A 16,124-nucleotide genomic window follows, 5' to 3' on the forward strand; every position below is an offset into this window, starting at 1 on the left:
CGTGCTTTCGATGGACGACAAACTGGACACGCGGCGCGTGCGCTACTTCATGCAGGTGCTCGACAGCGGCTCGGTCCGCGGCGCCGCCGAAGTCCTCGACATGGACCCCTCAGCCGTCAGCCGGGCCATCGCCGTGCTGGAGAAGGACTGCGGCACGCGCCTGCTGGAGCGGCACGGCCGCGGCGTGGTTGCCACCGAGGCGGGCGATCTGCTGGCCGCCTACGTGCGCAACCAGAACAACCAGAAGCAGCAGTTGCTGGCCGAACTCGACAGCATCCAGAAGGTGGCGCGCGGCCATATCGACATCGTGGCGGGCGAAGGTTTCGTCGAATGGCTGATGCGCCATAGCCTGCGCACCTTCATGCTGGCCCACCCGGGCATTACGGTGGACCTGTCGGTGGGCAGCACCGACGAGATCGTGCAGCGCATTGTCGATGGCAGCGCCCATATCGGGCTGGTGTTCCAGCCCCCCAAGGACGCGCGGCTGCGCTGCCACCACGCCCATCCGATGCCGATCCAGACCCAGGTGCTGGCCTCGCACCCGCTGGCGCAGCTGGGCCGGCCGCTGGACCTGCAGGACCTGCTGCCCTACCCTGGCGCCACCCTGCACCGGACCTTCGGCGTGCGCCAGCACATCGAGGCCGCAGAGATCAGCGAGGGCGTGCGCCTGCAGTCGCTGCTGACCACCTCGTCATTCAATGCGCTGGGGCACTTCGCGGCGGCGGGGCTTGGCTACGTCCTGTGTACGCGCCTGGCCTTGTGGAACCAGCTTAACGAGGCGCCCGTGGTGTCGCTGCCAATGAAAAACCCCCTGCTTTACCAGGGGGAAATCCAGACCGTGTCGCGCCAGGGCCGGGTGTTGTCGCCGCCGGCGGCACGGCTGTTGCGGCAGATCGTGGGGGACTTCTCGGCGCTGATGACTGGGGAGTGAGCCTTCGCGCCCGGTGTGTCAGACCACGCCCTCCGCCCGCAGCCGGACCAGCTCCTCATCCCCGATACCAAGCCGCCCATAGACCTCGGCATTGTGTTCGCCCACATCCGGCCCGGTACGCGGTGACGGCGGTGCATAGCCCGAGAAGCGCGGCACCACGCATGGCGCCGGCACCGAGCCCAGGTCCGGATCGGGCAGCCGCACGATGGCCTGGCGCGCCGCCATCTGCGGGTCGTCGACGATATCGGCGATGCTGAATACCTTGCTGAATGGCACCTGGCACTGCTCCAGCCGGGCCGCCACGGCGGCATAGGGCTGCGCGGCAAACCACTCGGCAATGCTGCCGTCCAGCGCTTCGATATTGCGCACGCGCCCGGCGTTGGTGGCGTATTCCGGCGCCTGCGCCAGTTGCGGTGCGCCCATGGCCTCGGCCAGCCGGCGGAAGGTGGCGTCGGAGGAGGCCACTACCGTGACCCAGATCTCGTCCGCGGTGCGGTACATGTTGGACGGCGCCGCGTAGGTGGTGCGGTTGCCGGCGCGCTGGCGCACATGCCCCAACTGTTCATATTCGATGGCCAGCGGATCCAGCAGGCGGAACAACGCCTCGGTGGCGGCCAGGTCGATCTCGCGGCCGCGCTGGCCGGGCCTGGCGCGCTGCTCTGCCACCGCAGTGGCAATCGCAAACGCGCCGAACAGCCCGGCGATCATGTCCCCCACCGGGTAGTTCATATGCATCGGTCCGCTCTGCGCGGTGCCCGCCAGGTTGGTGAAGCCGCTCCTGGCTTCAAAGATGCGGGCAAAGCCGGGCCGCGCCGCATCGGGCCCGGTCTGGCCGAAGCCGGTCAGCCGCAGCACGATCAGCTTCGGGTTGGCCGCGTGCAGGGTGTCGAGATCCAGCCCCCAGCGCGTGAGCGTGCCGGTGCGGAAGTTCTCGACCAGCACATCGAACTGGGGCAGCAAGCGCAGGAAGATCTCGCGGCCGCGCGGCGTGCGCACGTCGAGCGAGATGCCGCGCTTGCCGCGGTTGGTCACCTTCCAGTACAGGGCGTGGTCCTCGGTAACCGGTTCAAGCCCGCGCAGCGGATCGCTGCCGTCGGGCAGCTCCAGCTTGACCACATCGGCGCCCATGTCGGCACACAGCGTGGCGGAAAACGGGCCGGCCACCACGGTGGCCATGTCCAGGATGCGCAGTCCGGCCAGCGGGCCTGTGCAGTGTGCGTCTGGCGATACAGCGTGTGTGTCCTGGTCTTGCATGGCGGGCCTCCGGCGGCATTGGCGTCTGCTGCAAGGTGGCAGGCGGCTTGCCCGGATGCAAGCACGGTTTCGCTGTGCGGAACTGTCGTGCTACAACATTGACGCCCCCATCTCCGGATCCCAGCATGGAACCCAAGCAACCACCGCACAGCATGGACCGCAACCCGGAACACCTGCCCCTGCCAGGCCTGGCCAGCGAGGATGCACTGGCCACCGACCGCCAGTTCGCCACCAACCTGGCGCGCGGGCTGGAGGTGCTGCGTGCCTTCACGCCGTCCAGCCCGGTGCTGGGCAACCAGGACATCGTGGCGCGCACGGGGCTGCCCAAGGCGACGGTGTCGCGGCTGACCTACACGCTGGGGCTGCTTGGCTTCCTGAGCCGCGTGCCCGGCAACCAGAAGTACCGGCTGGGCGCCGGCGTGCTGGCGCTGGCCTACCCGATGCTGGCCGGGCTGGCGATCCGCCAGGTGGCGCGGCCTTATATGGAGGCCATTGCACGGGAAACCGGCTGCACGGTGAACCTGGGCATGCGCGAGCGGCTGTCGGTGGTGTACGTGGACAGTTGCCGGCTGGATCCCGGCAACCTCTACCAGCCGGACATCGGCAGCACCCGGCCGCTGCTGGCCAGCGCGATCGGCCGCGCGATCTTGCTGGCCTGCAGCGCAGACGAGCGCACGGCGCTGCTGAACCGGCTGCGCGTGGACGATCCGGAGCGCTTCAACGTTGAGCGCCAGATGTGGGCGGACGACCAGAAGCATTTCCGCACCCACGGCTACTGCCTGAGCCGCGGCGAGTGGCGGCCAGAGATCCACGCGATCGCGGCACCCGTGCGCCAGTCGCTGCACGAAGACCCGTTTGCGCTGAACTGCACCATCGCCGCATCGCGCAACCGCGACAACATGCTGGAGCGCGAGGTGGCGCCAAGGCTGCGCGAGGCAGTGCGGCAGATCGAACTGAGCTGCGCGCGCTAGCCGGCAGGACGCAGCAATGCACTCTGCCGGCGATGTCGCCGGCATGACAAGCGGCCCGCCAGAGGCCCGCATGAAACCGCGCCGCGGGAAATCCCCCGGCGCAGGCAACCCAAGGAGACAAGATGGATGCCATCCAACCGTTGCGCCGGCTCGCTGCCGGCATGCTGGCCTGCGCCGCGCTGATGCCGCTGCCAGTGCTGGCCGCCCCTGACAATGCGGCGCGCTTCCCGGACCACCCGATACGGATCATCGTGCCGTTCTCGGCGGGCGGTGTGGTCGACTCCGTCACCCGCATCACCGCGGAGAACATGGCCAAGGTACTGAAGCAGCCCGTCATCGTCGAGAACAAGACCGGCGCCGGCGGCGCCATCGGCGCGGACTTCGTCGCCCGGTCACCCGCCGACGGCTATACGCTGCTGGCGGTCAGCCCCAGCTATGTGGTCGGGCCGATGCTGAACCCGTCGATCCAGGGCAAGAGCGGCAAGGACTTCCGCGCGGTGGCGGGCATTGGTGCCGTACCCAACGTGATCGTGGTGCCGGCTTCGTCGCCGCTGCGCACACTGCCTGAACTGCTCGACGCCGCGCGCAGCAAGCCCGGCACGCTGACCTACGCCAGCGCGGGCGTCGGCACCTCGAACCATCTGTCGGCCGAACTGCTGGCGCAGATGACGCAAGTGAAGCTCACCCACGTGCCCTACAAGGGCCAGCCCGAGGCCATGAGCGACCTGCTGGGCGCGCGCGTCTCGATGATGGCGCTGACCTCGGCCATTGCCCGCCAGCAGGTGCAAAGCGGCAAGCTGCGCGCGCTGGCGGTGACTTCGGCAAAACGCTCAGCCGTGATGCCCGACGTGCCCACCGTGGCCGAGGCCGCGCGCCTGCCCGGCTATGAAGTGGGCGGGTGGTTCGGCCTGGTCGCGCCGCAGGGCACGCCGGACGCGGTGGTGCGCAAGCTGGCCGAGGCCGCCGCGCAGGCCACCGCGGACCCCGCCACGGCACGCCGCCTGGCCGAACTCGGCATGGACCTGGCACCGCAATCCACCGCCGCATTCGACCGCTTCCTGGACACGGAAACCAAGAAATGGACCGGCGTGCTGAAGACCGCCGGCATCACGGCACAGTAGCCGCACACGCTCATCCAACCTACCGGAAACATTCCATGATCCGCGACTCCGCCCGCCAGCAAGCGCTGCTTGCCGATATCCGCCGCTTCGTGCTCGAAACCTGCATCCCGCTAGAGGCGGAGATCGACCGCACCGATGTCATCCCCGAGCCCGTGGTCGAACAGATGCGCCGCCTCGGCCTGTTCGGACACAGCATCCCCGAAGCGTACGGTGGCGCAGGGCTGACCACCGAGGAGCTGGCGTTGGTGAACATCGAGGTCTCGCAGGCCGCCACCGTGTTCCGTGCCCGCTTCGGCGGTAATACCGGGATCGCCTCCGAATCGCTGGTGGCCGACGGCACCGAAGCGCAGCGGCAGCGCTACCTGCCGCAACTGGCCTCCGGCAAGGTGACCGGCTGCTTTGCGCTGACCGAACCGGAAGCCGGCTCCGATGCGACATCGCTGCAAACCACCGCAAAGCAAGACGGCGATCACTACGTGCTGAACGGCAGCAAGTGCTTTATCACCAATGCGCCGATCGCCGACCTGTTCACCGTGTTCGCCCGCACCAATCCCGATACACCGGGAGCCCATGGCATCAGCGCCTTCCTGATCGAGCGCGGCACCCCGGGCCTCAGCACCAGCGAACCGGAACGCAAGATGGGACAGCACGGCTCGCCGGTGGGCGATGTCTACCTGAAGGACTGCCGCGTGCCGGCCAGCGCCATCGTCGGCGGCAAACCCAATGTCGGCTTCAAGACGGCGATGAAGGCGCTCAACAAGCAGCGCATCAACCTGGCCGGCCTGTGCGTGGGGCCCGCCATCCGGCTGGTCGACGAGATGGTCCGCTACGCGGCGCAGCGCCGGCAGTTCGGCAAGCCGATCGCGGACTACCAGCTGGTGCAGCAGATGATCGCCGACAGCAATACGGAACTGCACGCCGCCCGCGCACTGGTGCTCGACACCGCGCGCAAGCGCGACGCCGGCGAGGACGTGACCATGGAGGCGTCGATGTGCAAGCTGTTCGCCTCCGAAATGTCCGGCCGCGTGGCCGACCGCGCGGTGCAGGTGTTCGGCGGCAGCGGGTATATGGCACGCACCGTGGCCGAGCGCTTCTATCGCGATGTGCGGTTGTTCCGGCTGTATGAAGGCACGACGCAGATCCACCAGCTCAATATTGCGCGCAGGACGATGGAGGCGCGTGGGGCGGCGCTGGAGGGGAGTGGGCCTGAGCCAGATGCGAGGCAACCGGCGCAGTAGCCGGATTGCGTCCTTGCTGACTATCTGACTATCCGTGCGCGCTGGCAGCCAGCGCGTCCATGAACGCCTGCCGCAGCGGCGTCTGCTCGGTGTCCCGGCGCCGGAGCACGCCGACCATGCCCTCGCGCCGGTATGGCAGCCGCAATATCGCCACCTGCCCCAGGCGACTGAAGAACGCTGCCATCCGGCCTGACATCACGGCCAGCAGTTCTCCCTGCTGCAGCAGCGACACGTTGGCAAGCAACGTCGCGCTCTCGATCCGCACACATGGGGCGGGTTCGCCGGCCAGTGCCAGTTCGTAGTCCAGCTCGCGCCGGATCTGGCTGGTCACGGGCGGCCCCACCCAGGTATAGGCGCGCGTATCCGCCCACCCGACCTTGCGCTTGCGCGCAAGCGGATGCGTGGGGCCGGCGATCACGCGGATGGTCTCCGGATATAGCAGGTCGCAGCGCAGCTCGCCGTCGATGCCCTGCACTTCGGTACGCCCCATGACGAAGTCCAGCCGTCCTTCGCGCAGGGCCGGCAGCATGTCTTCGACGGTGCCCTCTGCCAGCGTCAGGTGGGCATCGGGAAAGCGCTCGCGGAACCGGCTGATCGCCGACGGCAGCAGGTCGACCGATACGGTTGGCGTCGCGCCGATCGCCAGTTGCCCAGCCGCGCCTTCTGCCATCACGCGAATGGTGGCCTGGGTGCGTTCGATCTCATTGAGGATGGTGCGGGCATGTACGACCAGCGCTTCGCAGAAGCGGGTCGGCACCAGGCCGCGCGAATGCCGCTCGAACAGCGCCACCCCCAGTTCACTCTCCAGCTCGGCCAGCCAGCGCGACAGGGCTGGCTGGGTCATGTTCAGGCGCGCAGCGGTACGGCTGACATTGCGGGTTTCATGTAGCGCCACCAGCACATGCAGCTGGCGGATACGCATCCGTTGGGTCCAGTCCATGGTATGAGTTTCAGGTTATAGCAGAGGTCATATTAATCATTTCAATGGAATCGCGGACGATGCAATAATTTTTCCATCCCCCGCAAGCCGCCATTGCCATGCCCCCGTCCAGCATTCCCGCCAGCGCCCGCCCCAATTTCCTGCTGTTCATCACCGACCAGCATCGCGCCGACCATCTCGGCATCTATGGCAACGCCGTGGTGCAGACGCCCAATATCGACCGGCTCGGCAGCCACGGCTGGGTGGCAGAGCGCTGCTATGTGGCCTCGCCGATCTGCATGCCGAACCGCGCATCGCTGATGACCGGGCGCATGCCGTCGGTACACGGCGCGCGCCACAATGGCATTCCCTTGCCGCTGTCACAGACGACGTTTGTCGAGCGGTTGCGCGATGCCGGCTATCGCACGGGGCTGGTCGGCAAATCGCATCTGCAGAACATGACCGGCCTTGCGCCCGTCTGGCCACGTCCCGGCGATCCGCGCACGGAGGGCGAAGCGCGCCGGCCTGAAAGCGGGCGCTTCGACCAGGAATGGGGACCGGCCTGGCGCGACGATCCTGACTTCGCCATGTCCCTGCCGTATTACGGCTTTGCCGACGTGCAGCTGGTGACCGACCATGGCGACACGGCCGGCGGGCATTACCGGCGCTGGCTGGAGCAGCGCCATCCCGAAGTAGCGCGTGCCTGCGGCCAGGAGCATGCCATCCCGACGCCTGGCTATGTGTTGGCCGAAGCGCGGCAGGCCTGGCGCACGCGCGTACCGGAAACGCTGTCGACCACGGCATGGATCGGCGATCGCACCATTGACCTGCTCGGGCAATACGCGCAGGAAGACGCCCCCTTCATGATCCAGTGTTCGTTTCCGGATCCCCATCACCCGTTCACGCCACCCGGCCGCTTCTGGGACATGTACCGGCCCGAGGACATGACCCTGCCGCCCTCGTTCGACGCCGATCCGGCGCTGGCGCCGCCGCACCTGCGCTGGATGCACGCGCAGCGCGACGCCGGCCGCGCCGTCAAGCATACGCCGGCGATGTTCGCCTGCACGGCGCGCGAGGCCCGCGAAGCGCTGGCGCTGAACTATGGCTCGATCGCGCATATCGACGACACCATCGGCCGCGTGATGGCGCACCTGGCCGCGCTCGGCCTGGATCGCAACACTGTGGTCCTGTTCACCAGCGACCATGGCGACTTCTTCGGCGATCACCAGTTGCTCTGGAAAGGGCCGCTGCACTACCAGGGCCTGATCCGCACGCCGCTGATCTGGTCGGAACCCGCAGCGCGCACGGGCACCGATGCCCGCGCCGCGCGCAGCCAGGCACTGTGCTCGAGCATCGATATCGCGCCGTCGATCCTCGCGCGCGCGGGCTGCGCGCCCTACAACGGCATGCAAGGCCTGTCGCTGCTGCCCGCCATCGCCGGCGAGGCATTGCCGCGGGAAGCCCTGCTGATCGAGGAAGAGAACCAGCGCACCATGTTCGGCTTCCCCATGCGCACGCGCATGCGGACGCTGCAAACCGCGCGCTATCGGCTCAGTGTGTACGAAGGCGCGCCGTGGGGCGAACTCTACGACCTTGAAACCGACCCAACCGAATCGCACAACCTGTGGGATGCGCCAGCGCTGGCAAGCACGCGCCAGGCGCTGCTGCACCAGCTGCTGGTCACGATGATCTCGCACAGCGACGCCAGCCCCAATCCGACCGCGCTTGCCTGAATCGGGTCCGCCCGCGCCACCAGCGGCAGCACCCCATGACAACAATATCCACGGAGACAACCATGACACGCCGTCCCTTCAGAATACTGATCGCCGCAGCCATGCTGGCGGCCGCGGTCCCCGCCTGCGCGCAGGATGCCTACCCGGCCAAGCCGGTCCGCCTGATCGTCAACTTTCCTGCAGGTGGCCCGCTCGACACCGTGGCACGGCTCATTGCCGAGCGTGCCGGGCGCGACCTGAAGCAGCCGGTCGTGGTGGAGAACCGCTCCGGCGCCGGCGGCAACATCGGTGCCGAAGCCGTCGCGCATGCGACGCCGGACGGCTACACGTTGCTGATGTCGACTGACACCGTTGTCACCGTCAATCCGTTCGCCTATCGCAAGATGTCGTTCGACCCGGTCCGCGACCTGGAGCCGGTTGGCCTGGCCGGCACCTTCAATCAGGTGCTGGTCACGCATCCCGGCCTGAAAATCCGCGACCTGAAGCAGTTCCTGGCTGCCGGCAAGGACAAAGACCTGTCCTATGCATCTGCTGGCGTAGCATCGCCGGGCCATATTGTGTTCGAGATGCTGAAGGCACGCACGCAGATCCGGGGCACCCATGTCCCATACAAGGGCAATGCGCCAGCGCTGAGCGACGTGCTCGCGGGTCAGGTACCGGCAGGATTCCTGGCCACGCCGACCGCCGTGCAATACATCAAGGGCGGCAAGCTGGTCGCGCTTGCGGTGTCCGGCCTCAAGCGCGACCCCTTGCTCCCGGACGTGCCGACGGTGGCAGAGACCGGCATCGCCAACTTCGATGCCGAGTTCGCCTTCGTCATGTTCCTGCCCTCAGGCACGCCCGCGGCCATCCGTGCGCGCTGGGAGCAGCAGCTCAAGACCGTCTTCGCGGACGCGGATTTCCAGAAGAAGCTGCTGGCACAGGGCGTGCGGCCGCAGACGAGCAACGGCGCGGCGGCAGCGCAATGGCTGGCCGCGGGGCGTACGCGCTGGGGCGAACTGATCCGCAAGCTCGGCGTGTCGCTGGACTGAGCGACTGCCCGGGGCCTTCAGCCCCGCCCCCGCCCCGCCTTCTCCGCCAGCGGCGAGCGCACGCGAAAATGCGCCGCCAGCAGCGCCGCGAATTCCTCCGCGATCTCCGATGGCGCGGAATGCCCGGAGAACGCCATGCGCACCTCCACCGGGCAGCGCGGTGCGAGCGGCACCACCCGCAAGCCGTGTCCGAATACAGCCGCGACATAGGGATTGACGATCCCTATGCCCGCCCCTTCGGCCGCCATCGTGCAGATCGTGCCTGAGTAAGTGGTCTCGATGGTCGCCGACGGCTCGGCGCCGGCTTTTTGCATGAGCCGCTGCACCGCCAGGTGCAACGCATCGTCTGCGTTCAGCAGGATCAGGAACTGCCCGCGCAAGTCGCGCACGCGAAGGGTGTCGCGCGCCGCCAGCGCGTGTTCCGGGTGCATGACGCACACCGCCCCCGACTGATGCACCACGTTGACATCCAGGTGCGGATGATCGATCTCGCTGGTGGTCAGCACCAGGTCGTAGAGGCCATGCAGCAACCCTTCGCGCAACTGGTGCCCGCCGACCGTTTGCAGGCTGATATGCACGTCCGGGTGGCGCTCGGTGAACGGCCGGATCACCTTGGGCATCACCCCCAGCCCGAGTGAAGGCGTGCAACCGATACGCAGCACGCCGGTGCCGGACTTGCGCAGCACCGCCACGTCCTGTTCGATCCGCGCCAGCCCCTGGAAGTGGTTCTGCACCGTGTCGAACAGGCGCCGCGCTTCCTGCGTCGGCCGCAGCCGGCCCTTCTGGATATCGAACAGCTTCAGTTCAGTCGCCGCCTGCATCTGGGCCAGCAATCGGCTCACCGACGGCTGGGTCGTATGCAGCATGGCAGCGGCCGCGGTCGTAGTTCCGGTCAGCATGACCGCGCGGAACGCCTCGATCTGGCGGAAATTCAGGGGACGGGACATGGCATCGGCAAGGGACGGGCGCGTCGGGCAATGTATATCAAATCTGCATAGGGTGCATTGAACAAAGAATTATTCAGAATGCCAACCCCTCCTCTACACTCGCTTCGCATTGCCGCTTCCAAGACGGCAGGACCAGAACCCAAGGAGAAAGTTGATGAAGCGGCATTCACCCCGGAATGTTTGGAAACGCGCGATCGTTGCGGCCGTGCTGGCCATCGCCGGCACGGGCAGCGCGCTCGCCCAGCCGGGCTATCCGGACCACACGATCCGGATCATCGTGCCGTTCAGCGCCGGGGGCAGCTCGGACCTGCAGGCACGCATGCTGGCCGACCGGCTGGGCAAGCTCTACAAGCAATCGGTGGTGGTCGAGAACCGGCCCGGCGCCGGCGGCCATATCGGGGGCAAGGCCGTGGTCGATGCGGCGCCCGACGGCTACACGCTGCTGCTGGGCTCGCTGGGCCTGCACGCCACCTATGCCACCTTCAAGAAGCTGAACTACAACCCCGCCACCGACCTCAAGGTCGTGACGGTGCTGGCCGAGATGCCGCACGTGGTGGTGGTCAACCCGAAGCTGGCGGTGAACAACCTGCAGCAACTGGCCAGCCTGGCGCGCCAGCAGCCAGACACGCGGACCTTCGGCTCGGCCGGCGTCGGTTCCTCGGTGCACATGATGGGTGAGCTGTTCCGCCTTAATGCCAATGCCCCGATCACGCACGTGCCATACAAGGGCAGCTCCGCGGCCATGACGGATCTTCTCGGCGGCCAGATCGACATGATGTTCGAGAATCCGCCCACCACGCTGGCCTATATCCGCTCCGGCAAGCTCAAGGCGCTGGCGGTGACCGGCAAGACCCGCTCGGCCGCGCTGCCCGATGTGCCCACTGCCAGCGAAGCCGGCTACCCGTCGTTCGTGGCGACTTCCTGGACCACGGTTGCGGTTGGCGCCAGGGTGCCCGATGCGATCGCGGACAAGCTCAACGCCGATATCCGCCAGATCGTGGCCACGCCGGAGTTCCGGCAGGGACTGCAAGAGCAGGGCATGACCCCGGTGGCCAATACGCGCGATGCCGCGCAGAAGTTCGTCGCCGCGGAGAAAGTGCGCTGGGACCAGGTGATCCTGAAGGGCAGGATCACCGCCGAATAAGCGGCTTCCATCCGCGCACGGACACTCCCCCTTCATGGCTGGCCGCGCGGCCAGCCATTGCCCCTTCCAGACTTCAGCTTCAACACGGACACACACGCTTCATGTCAACGGAACGCATCATTGCCAAGCCGCTGCCCTGCCGCCGCGTCGGCGCGGGCGAGCATCATCACTTCTTCGGCTACTACAACAAGACCAACTGGGACCGCAGCGGCCGCTACCTGCTGGCGCAGCGCGTGCCGATGGCCGATGCCGACCTGACCCCCGACCTGGTTGCCGAGATCGGCTACTTCGACCTGCAGGACAACGACCGCTTCCATCGCGTGGGGGTAACTACCGCCTGGAACTGGCAGATGGGCTCGCAGCTGCAATGGCTGGATGGGGAAGCACAGCGCCAGCTTGTCTACAACTGCCGCACCCAGGACGCGAAGGCCTTCTATCCCAACCTGGGCGCCACCATCTTCAACCTCGACACCGGTGAAGCGCGCCAGTTGCCGATGCCGGTCTATGTGGTCGCGCCGGACAGCCGCTATGCACTGTGCGTGGACTACCGCCGCCTCTACGTCACGCACCAGACCATCGGCTACAGCGACCACGGCACCCAGCCCGCGCTGGACAATGCGCCCGCCGACGACGGCATCCACTACATGGACCTGCGCACCGGCCAGACGCGCCTGGTCGTGAGCTACGCTGACCTGCGCAACTTCAATCCGCGCGCCTCGATGGACAAGGCCATCCACTGGGTCAGCCACATCGAAATTAACCCGTCCTCATCGCGCGTGCTGCTGCTGCACCGCTGGACCGAACGGGTCGAGGACGAAACCTGCTTCCTGCACCGGCTGATCACGGTCAATCCGGACGGCAGCGACATGCGCTTGCTCGAATGCTCCGACCATCCGCTGCCGCAGCTTGCCGAAGATTTCGATCCGAACGCGGTCGGCACCTTCGACTATGAGAAGTCCGAGTACCAGATCTCCCATCCGCTCTGGCAAGACGATAGCAATATCATCGTGTGGGGACCGCACGCGGGCAGCATCCACTACCACCTCTACCACGACAGCCCCGGCGGCAAGGTTGAAGTCATCGGCGACGGCATCCTGACCGAGAACGGTCACATGACCTTCTCGCCCACCAACAAGCGCTGGCTGCTCAGCGACACCTATCCCGACGCGCACACCAACGAGCGCGTGCTGTTTCTCTTCGACATGGCGCAGGGCGTGCGCCATGACCTGGGCAGTTACTACACCAGCCCGGTCCTGAAGAAGGAAAACCGCTGCGACCTGCATCCACGCTGGAGCCGCGACGGGCGGCACGTGTGCATCGATTCGATCCACGACTCCGAGCGGCAGATGTATATCGTCGACGTTTCCGCGCTGATCGACGAGGCAGGCCAGGCGTAAGGCGCCCCCGACACAAGCGTCGCAGCACGCTGCTGCCCTGTACCCCTGCGCCAAAGGCACCAGCCTGGAAGCGCCATGGGCAGCGCCCTCTCTCCGAAGCCCCCCTCCCCCACACGCCGCCAGCCAGGTCACGCTGGCGGCAATTGCCGCCGGCCGCAACCTGCGTACCTGGCAGTCCCCTTGTCTCCCGCCCTTGGTGCCAAGTCCGATGTTGGCCCGCTTCCTGGCTATGGCGCGCTGCCGCAGCCGCCCGCCTGTAAACAGGGCGTGCAAAAAGGGCATTCTTCACCAAAACTGATGATGAGCATTCGGCAGTCCCGGGCCTGACAAGGTCCCGCCAAGCGCGAGCCACGCCCGGTCCGGGCTTCACGGACCGGCGCAACAGGTAGCGCAAGCATCACATAAGTGATGCTAAAGGCATTTTACAGTGAGAAATCGGCCTATCGGCCGGCGAAGGTGCGGCCACGACGCGGCTGTCTCAACCCGGCACCCCCCACTCCAAACGGACGTTGGATTGGTGGAAGTCCGGTCACAATCGCTGATTAAGGCTGGCACAGTGGTCGCTACGTCAACAGGACTCCCCCGACTTGTCAGCAATGGCACCTCGCCGGAAGGGCTGGGTGCGGCCGCGTCGCGCGCGGACGGCAGCTTTTTGCCGCAACCGCCATGCAGAGCCTTGCCACCGATCTCACTGATTACCCGACCTGTAGAAGGAAAGCCGATGTTCTCCGAAGCCGAGCCTCCGCACTCGATGCGCCACGCCTCTCGCGCCAAAGCCCCCACTCTGCCGCCATGGATCACGGCGCGGATGGCACAACATTTCGACGAGCGGATGGGCAAGCTCTGGGGCGGCGATCATCTGCTTCACGGACGCACTCCCGGGCCCGATGCACTGCACCTGAGCAGCAACGACTATCTCTGCCTGCTCGGCGAGACCTCTCTGGTACAGGCGCAGGCGCGGGCCTTCCTCAATGAAGAGCCGGAGTTGCTGATGTCGTCCGTGTTCCAGCACGGCGACACCCCGCAGCGGCGCGTCGAGCGCAAGATCGCAGACCTGATGCAGGCCGAGGACGGGCTGATCGCCCAGTCCGGCTGGGCCGCCAACGTCGGCCTGGTGCAGTGCATTGCCGGCCCCGGCATTCCGGTCTATATCGACATGAACGGGCATGCCTCCCTGTGGGAGGGCATCATCGCCGCGGGCGCGCAGGCCGTGCCGGTGCGCCACAACGATTGCGAGCACGTGCGCCGCCAGCTTGAGCGCTTCGGCCCGGGCGTGATCATGGTGGACTCGGTCTACAGCACCACCGGCAGCGTGGCGCCGCTGGAGGACTATGTCGACCTGGCGGAGGCATCGGGCTGCGTGCTGGTGGTGGACGAGTCGCACTCGCTCGGCACCCATGGGCCGTCTGGCGGCGGCCTGGTGCGCGCGCTCGGGCTGTCCGAGCGCGTACACTTCCGCACGGCCTCGCTGGCCAAGGCGTTTGCCGGCCGCGCCGGCTATGTTGCCTGTTCGACCGACTTCAAGGACTTCTTCGCGGTTGAGTCCCGGCCGGCCATTTTCAGTTCCGGGCTGCTGCGCCATGAGGTTGCGTGGTTCGATGCCGTGACGGATTTCGTCGCCACGGCGGATGAGCGCCGTGCGCGCCTGCATGCCATCACTCGCGACACCCGGGCCGCGATTGCCGAACTGGGCTACAACATCAGCGAAGGCTCCGAGCAGATCATCGGCCTGGAGGCGGGAACCGAGCCGCAAGTCAAGGTGCTGCGCGATGCGCTGCAGAGCCGCGGGATCTTCGGCGCGGTATTCTGTGCGCCGGCAACACCCAAGAATCGGGCATTGATGCGACTTACGCTGCATGCGAAACTTGCCGCCAATGAAATCGACCGCCTGGTCGGCGTGCTCGCCAGCATCCGCGACGAAGTCCGGCTGGATGAATGGTCCTCGACGCGCCGGGCCCGGCGCAAGTCTCAAAATCCCACAAGCGGGCCGCTGGCAGGCTCCCGCGAGGAGTAGTCCTGGAGATGGATGCAAAGGTAGCGCAAGCGGAAGACGGCCGCACCTCACTTGCCGGCGTCGCCCGCGATGCGTGGCAGACCGTGTTCGAGACCGCCGCGCGGGCCACCCTGCTGGACGAGGAGAGCGTCATCCGGCTGCGCCGGATCCAGATGGTGGGGGCGCTGGGCGTGATCGGACACCCGCTGTACTACGTGATCTGGTCCTACATCTTCCCGCAGCCCTATGAAAACCTCTGGCTGCGCCTGGTCTGCACCGCGCTGTTCGTGCCGCTGCTGTTCGCCTCCGCCTTCTCGGACCGGCGCTGGCTGCCGCCCTATGCACTCTTTGCCATTACCATAGGCCTGCCGTTCGCCTTTATCTTCTTCTACCTGGAGAATGGCGGCTCCATGGTGTGGGCCGAATCGGTCATCATCGCGGTGGTGATCCTGTATCACTTCAACACCGCGTTCGCGACCATTGCCTTGTTCTCAGGGGCCGCGGCAGCCATTGCGCTGTTCGTGCTGGCGGGCAACTCCATGGGCGGAATCCCGTGGGAGCCGGTACTGCTGCAGCTGCCGGTGATCGGCTTTGTCATCGCGGTGCTGGTGGTGATCAAGATGGACCGCCAGCTGCTGGCCGAACAGAAGCGGCGCGGGATGGCCGCCGCGCTGGCCACCGTCGCGCACGAACTGCGCACGCCGCTGACCAGCCTGGCCATGACTGCCAGGGGCCTCAAGGCGCGGCTGCCGGCAGCCCTGGACCAGGACACGCCGCAGCGCGACGGCCTGATGCAGGCCGTGGCCCGGATGGAATCAGACCTGGCCCATATCAGCAACAGCATTGAACTGCTGGTCGCCAACTCCAAGAACCCGGACAACGCCACGCAGGAGCTGTTCGAACTGGGCGGTGTGATCCGCGACGCTGTCGGCCGGTTTCCGTTCGAGCACAGCGACCTGGATCTGGTCACCGTCGACCTGCCTGGCCCCGCCTACGTGATGGGCAACGCCCAGTTGTTCGGGCTGGTCACGACCAACTTGCTGAAGAACGCGCTGGAAGCGACCAAGCGGGCCGGCAAGGGCACCATCCATATCCGCTGCGAGGTCCGGCCCGACGCCGTCCATGTGGTGTTCCGCGACACCGCCACTGGCGTGCCGCCGCAAGTGCTGGCCCGGATGTTCCAGCCCTTCTTCTCTTACCCGGCACATCGCGGCACCGGCATCGGACTGGCGTTTTGCCAGAAGGTGCTGAACAGTTGGGGGGCAAGCATCAGCTGCCGCTCCGAGGAGCACGTGTTCACCGAGTTCGATATGCGCTTTCCCCGCAAGGGGAAATGGCCCGAGGCGCCATCGCAATAGCAATAGCAGGCGCTGGCATTGCGCCGGCGCCGCACAGCGACTTACACCACCCCCGGCGGCCTTCAGCCCCGCAACCTGCGCGGCATC

General features: G+C 66.8%; 13 protein-coding genes. 10 read left to right on the forward strand and 3 right to left on the reverse strand.

All coding sequences use genetic code 11. The features are described 5' to 3' along the window. Positions 1–10: 10 nt before the first annotated feature. Complete coding sequence (locus AC3WQZ_RS22560; RefSeq protein WP_010812518.1) at positions 11–931, forward strand: LysR family transcriptional regulator; 921 nt, start codon at positions 11–13, stop codon at positions 929–931. A gap of 18 nt (positions 932–949) precedes the next feature. On the opposite strand, the gene AC3WQZ_RS22565 is transcribed toward AC3WQZ_RS22560, so the two are convergent. Beyond that, positions 950–2,185: a CaiB/BaiF CoA transferase family protein gene (locus tag AC3WQZ_RS22565; RefSeq protein WP_010812519.1), complete on the reverse strand. Its 1,236-nt coding sequence runs from the start codon at positions 2,183–2,185 to the stop codon at positions 950–952. A 125-nt stretch (positions 2,186–2,310) separates the two neighbouring features. Here AC3WQZ_RS22565 and AC3WQZ_RS22570 point away from each other — a divergent pair, with 125 nt between their 5' ends. The 3 genes from AC3WQZ_RS22570 (at position 2,311) to AC3WQZ_RS22580 (ending at position 5,515) form a co-directional block, all read left to right on the forward strand. Next, positions 2,311–3,156 carry an IclR family transcriptional regulator gene (locus tag AC3WQZ_RS22570; protein WP_492301289.1) on the forward strand — a complete coding sequence of 282 codons (846 nt, stop codon included), beginning with the start codon at positions 2,311–2,313 and terminating at the stop codon, positions 3,154–3,156. Positions 3,157–3,278: 122 nt separating this feature from the next. Continuing rightward, entirely contained in the window at positions 3,279–4,277 is a 999-nt protein-coding gene (locus AC3WQZ_RS22575; RefSeq protein WP_492293976.1) for a Bug family tripartite tricarboxylate transporter substrate binding protein, read from the forward strand. 35 nt (positions 4,278–4,312) lie between these two features. Further along, complete coding sequence (locus AC3WQZ_RS22580) at positions 4,313–5,515, forward strand: acyl-CoA dehydrogenase family protein (protein WP_058698916.1); 1,203 nt, start codon at positions 4,313–4,315, stop codon at positions 5,513–5,515. Between the two features lie 28 nt (positions 5,516–5,543). On the opposite strand, the gene AC3WQZ_RS22585 is transcribed toward AC3WQZ_RS22580, so the two are convergent. Further along, positions 5,544–6,455, reverse strand: a complete 912-nt coding sequence (locus AC3WQZ_RS22585; RefSeq protein WP_081225793.1) for a LysR family transcriptional regulator — start codon at positions 6,453–6,455, stop codon at positions 5,544–5,546. A 98-nt stretch (positions 6,456–6,553) separates the two neighbouring features. Here AC3WQZ_RS22585 and AC3WQZ_RS22590 point away from each other — a divergent pair, with 98 nt between their 5' ends. Both AC3WQZ_RS22590 and AC3WQZ_RS22595 read left to right on the forward strand, forming a co-directional pair. Further along, positions 6,554–8,167: a sulfatase family protein gene (locus AC3WQZ_RS22590; RefSeq protein WP_010812524.1), complete on the forward strand. Its 1,614-nt coding sequence runs from the start codon at positions 6,554–6,556 to the stop codon at positions 8,165–8,167. Positions 8,168–8,229: 62 nt separating this feature from the next. Then, entirely contained in the window at positions 8,230–9,198 is a 969-nt protein-coding gene (locus tag AC3WQZ_RS22595; RefSeq protein ID WP_052181699.1) for a Bug family tripartite tricarboxylate transporter substrate binding protein, read from the forward strand. Between the two features lie 17 nt (positions 9,199–9,215). Here the strand turns inward: AC3WQZ_RS22595 and AC3WQZ_RS22600 are convergent, their stop codons facing one another. Continuing rightward, positions 9,216–10,145, reverse strand: coding sequence for a LysR substrate-binding domain-containing protein (locus AC3WQZ_RS22600; RefSeq protein ID WP_010812526.1), 930 nt, complete (start codon positions 10,143–10,145; stop codon positions 9,216–9,218). Between the two features lie 154 nt (positions 10,146–10,299). On the opposite strand from AC3WQZ_RS22600, the gene AC3WQZ_RS22605 reads away from it, so the two are divergent. The 4 genes from AC3WQZ_RS22605 to AC3WQZ_RS22620 all read left to right on the forward strand — a co-directional run bounded on the left by AC3WQZ_RS22605 (position 10,300) and on the right by AC3WQZ_RS22620 (position 16,037). Continuing rightward, positions 10,300–11,289 carry a Bug family tripartite tricarboxylate transporter substrate binding protein gene (locus tag AC3WQZ_RS22605; RefSeq protein ID WP_010812527.1) on the forward strand — a complete coding sequence of 330 codons (990 nt, stop codon included), beginning with the start codon at positions 10,300–10,302 and terminating at the stop codon, positions 11,287–11,289. 101 nt (positions 11,290–11,390) lie between these two features. Continuing rightward, a complete protein-coding gene (locus AC3WQZ_RS22610; RefSeq protein WP_492301293.1) occupies positions 11,391–12,686 on the forward strand; it encodes a hypothetical protein in 1,296 nt (431 codons plus the stop codon). A gap of 721 nt (positions 12,687–13,407) precedes the next feature. Beyond that, the gene (cqsA, locus tag AC3WQZ_RS22615) at positions 13,408–14,700 is read left to right on the forward strand and encodes an alpha-hydroxyketone-type quorum-sensing autoinducer synthase (RefSeq protein ID WP_492301295.1); all 1,293 of its coding nucleotides are present in this window, start codon (positions 13,408–13,410) and stop codon (positions 14,698–14,700) included. An 8-nt stretch (positions 14,701–14,708) separates the two neighbouring features. Next, on the forward strand, positions 14,709–16,037 hold the full coding sequence (locus AC3WQZ_RS22620) for a sensor histidine kinase (protein WP_010812530.1): 1,329 nt from the start codon (positions 14,709–14,711) through the stop codon (positions 16,035–16,037). Positions 16,038–16,124: the final 87 nt, after the last annotated feature.

This window comes from Cupriavidus sp. FW305-26, assembly GCF_058787975.1.

Bases quoted from the DNA above. Each gene is read 5' to 3' on its own strand.
- AC3WQZ_RS22560 (WP_010812518.1), top strand. From the start codon at position 11: ATGGACGACAAACTGGACACGCGGCGCGTGCGCTACTTCATGCAGGTG.
- AC3WQZ_RS22565 (WP_010812519.1), bottom strand. From the start codon at position 2,185: ATGCAAGACCAGGACACACACGCTGTATCGCCAGACGCACACTGCACA.
- AC3WQZ_RS22570 (WP_492301289.1), top strand. From the start codon at position 2,311: ATGGAACCCAAGCAACCACCGCACAGCATGGACCGCAACCCGGAACAC.
- AC3WQZ_RS22575 (WP_492293976.1), top strand. From the start codon at position 3,279: ATGGATGCCATCCAACCGTTGCGCCGGCTCGCTGCCGGCATGCTGGCC.
- AC3WQZ_RS22580 (WP_058698916.1), top strand. From the start codon at position 4,313: ATGATCCGCGACTCCGCCCGCCAGCAAGCGCTGCTTGCCGATATCCGC.
- AC3WQZ_RS22585 (WP_081225793.1), bottom strand. From the start codon at position 6,455: ATGGACTGGACCCAACGGATGCGTATCCGCCAGCTGCATGTGCTGGTG.
- AC3WQZ_RS22590 (WP_010812524.1), top strand. From the start codon at position 6,554: ATGCCCCCGTCCAGCATTCCCGCCAGCGCCCGCCCCAATTTCCTGCTG.
- AC3WQZ_RS22595 (WP_052181699.1), top strand. From the start codon at position 8,230: ATGACACGCCGTCCCTTCAGAATACTGATCGCCGCAGCCATGCTGGCG.
- AC3WQZ_RS22600 (WP_010812526.1), bottom strand. From the start codon at position 10,145: ATGTCCCGTCCCCTGAATTTCCGCCAGATCGAGGCGTTCCGCGCGGTC.
- AC3WQZ_RS22605 (WP_010812527.1), top strand. From the start codon at position 10,300: ATGAAGCGGCATTCACCCCGGAATGTTTGGAAACGCGCGATCGTTGCG.
- AC3WQZ_RS22610 (WP_492301293.1), top strand. From the start codon at position 11,391: ATGTCAACGGAACGCATCATTGCCAAGCCGCTGCCCTGCCGCCGCGTC.
- cqsA (WP_492301295.1), top strand. From the start codon at position 13,408: ATGTTCTCCGAAGCCGAGCCTCCGCACTCGATGCGCCACGCCTCTCGC.
- AC3WQZ_RS22620 (WP_010812530.1), top strand. From the start codon at position 14,709: ATGGATGCAAAGGTAGCGCAAGCGGAAGACGGCCGCACCTCACTTGCC.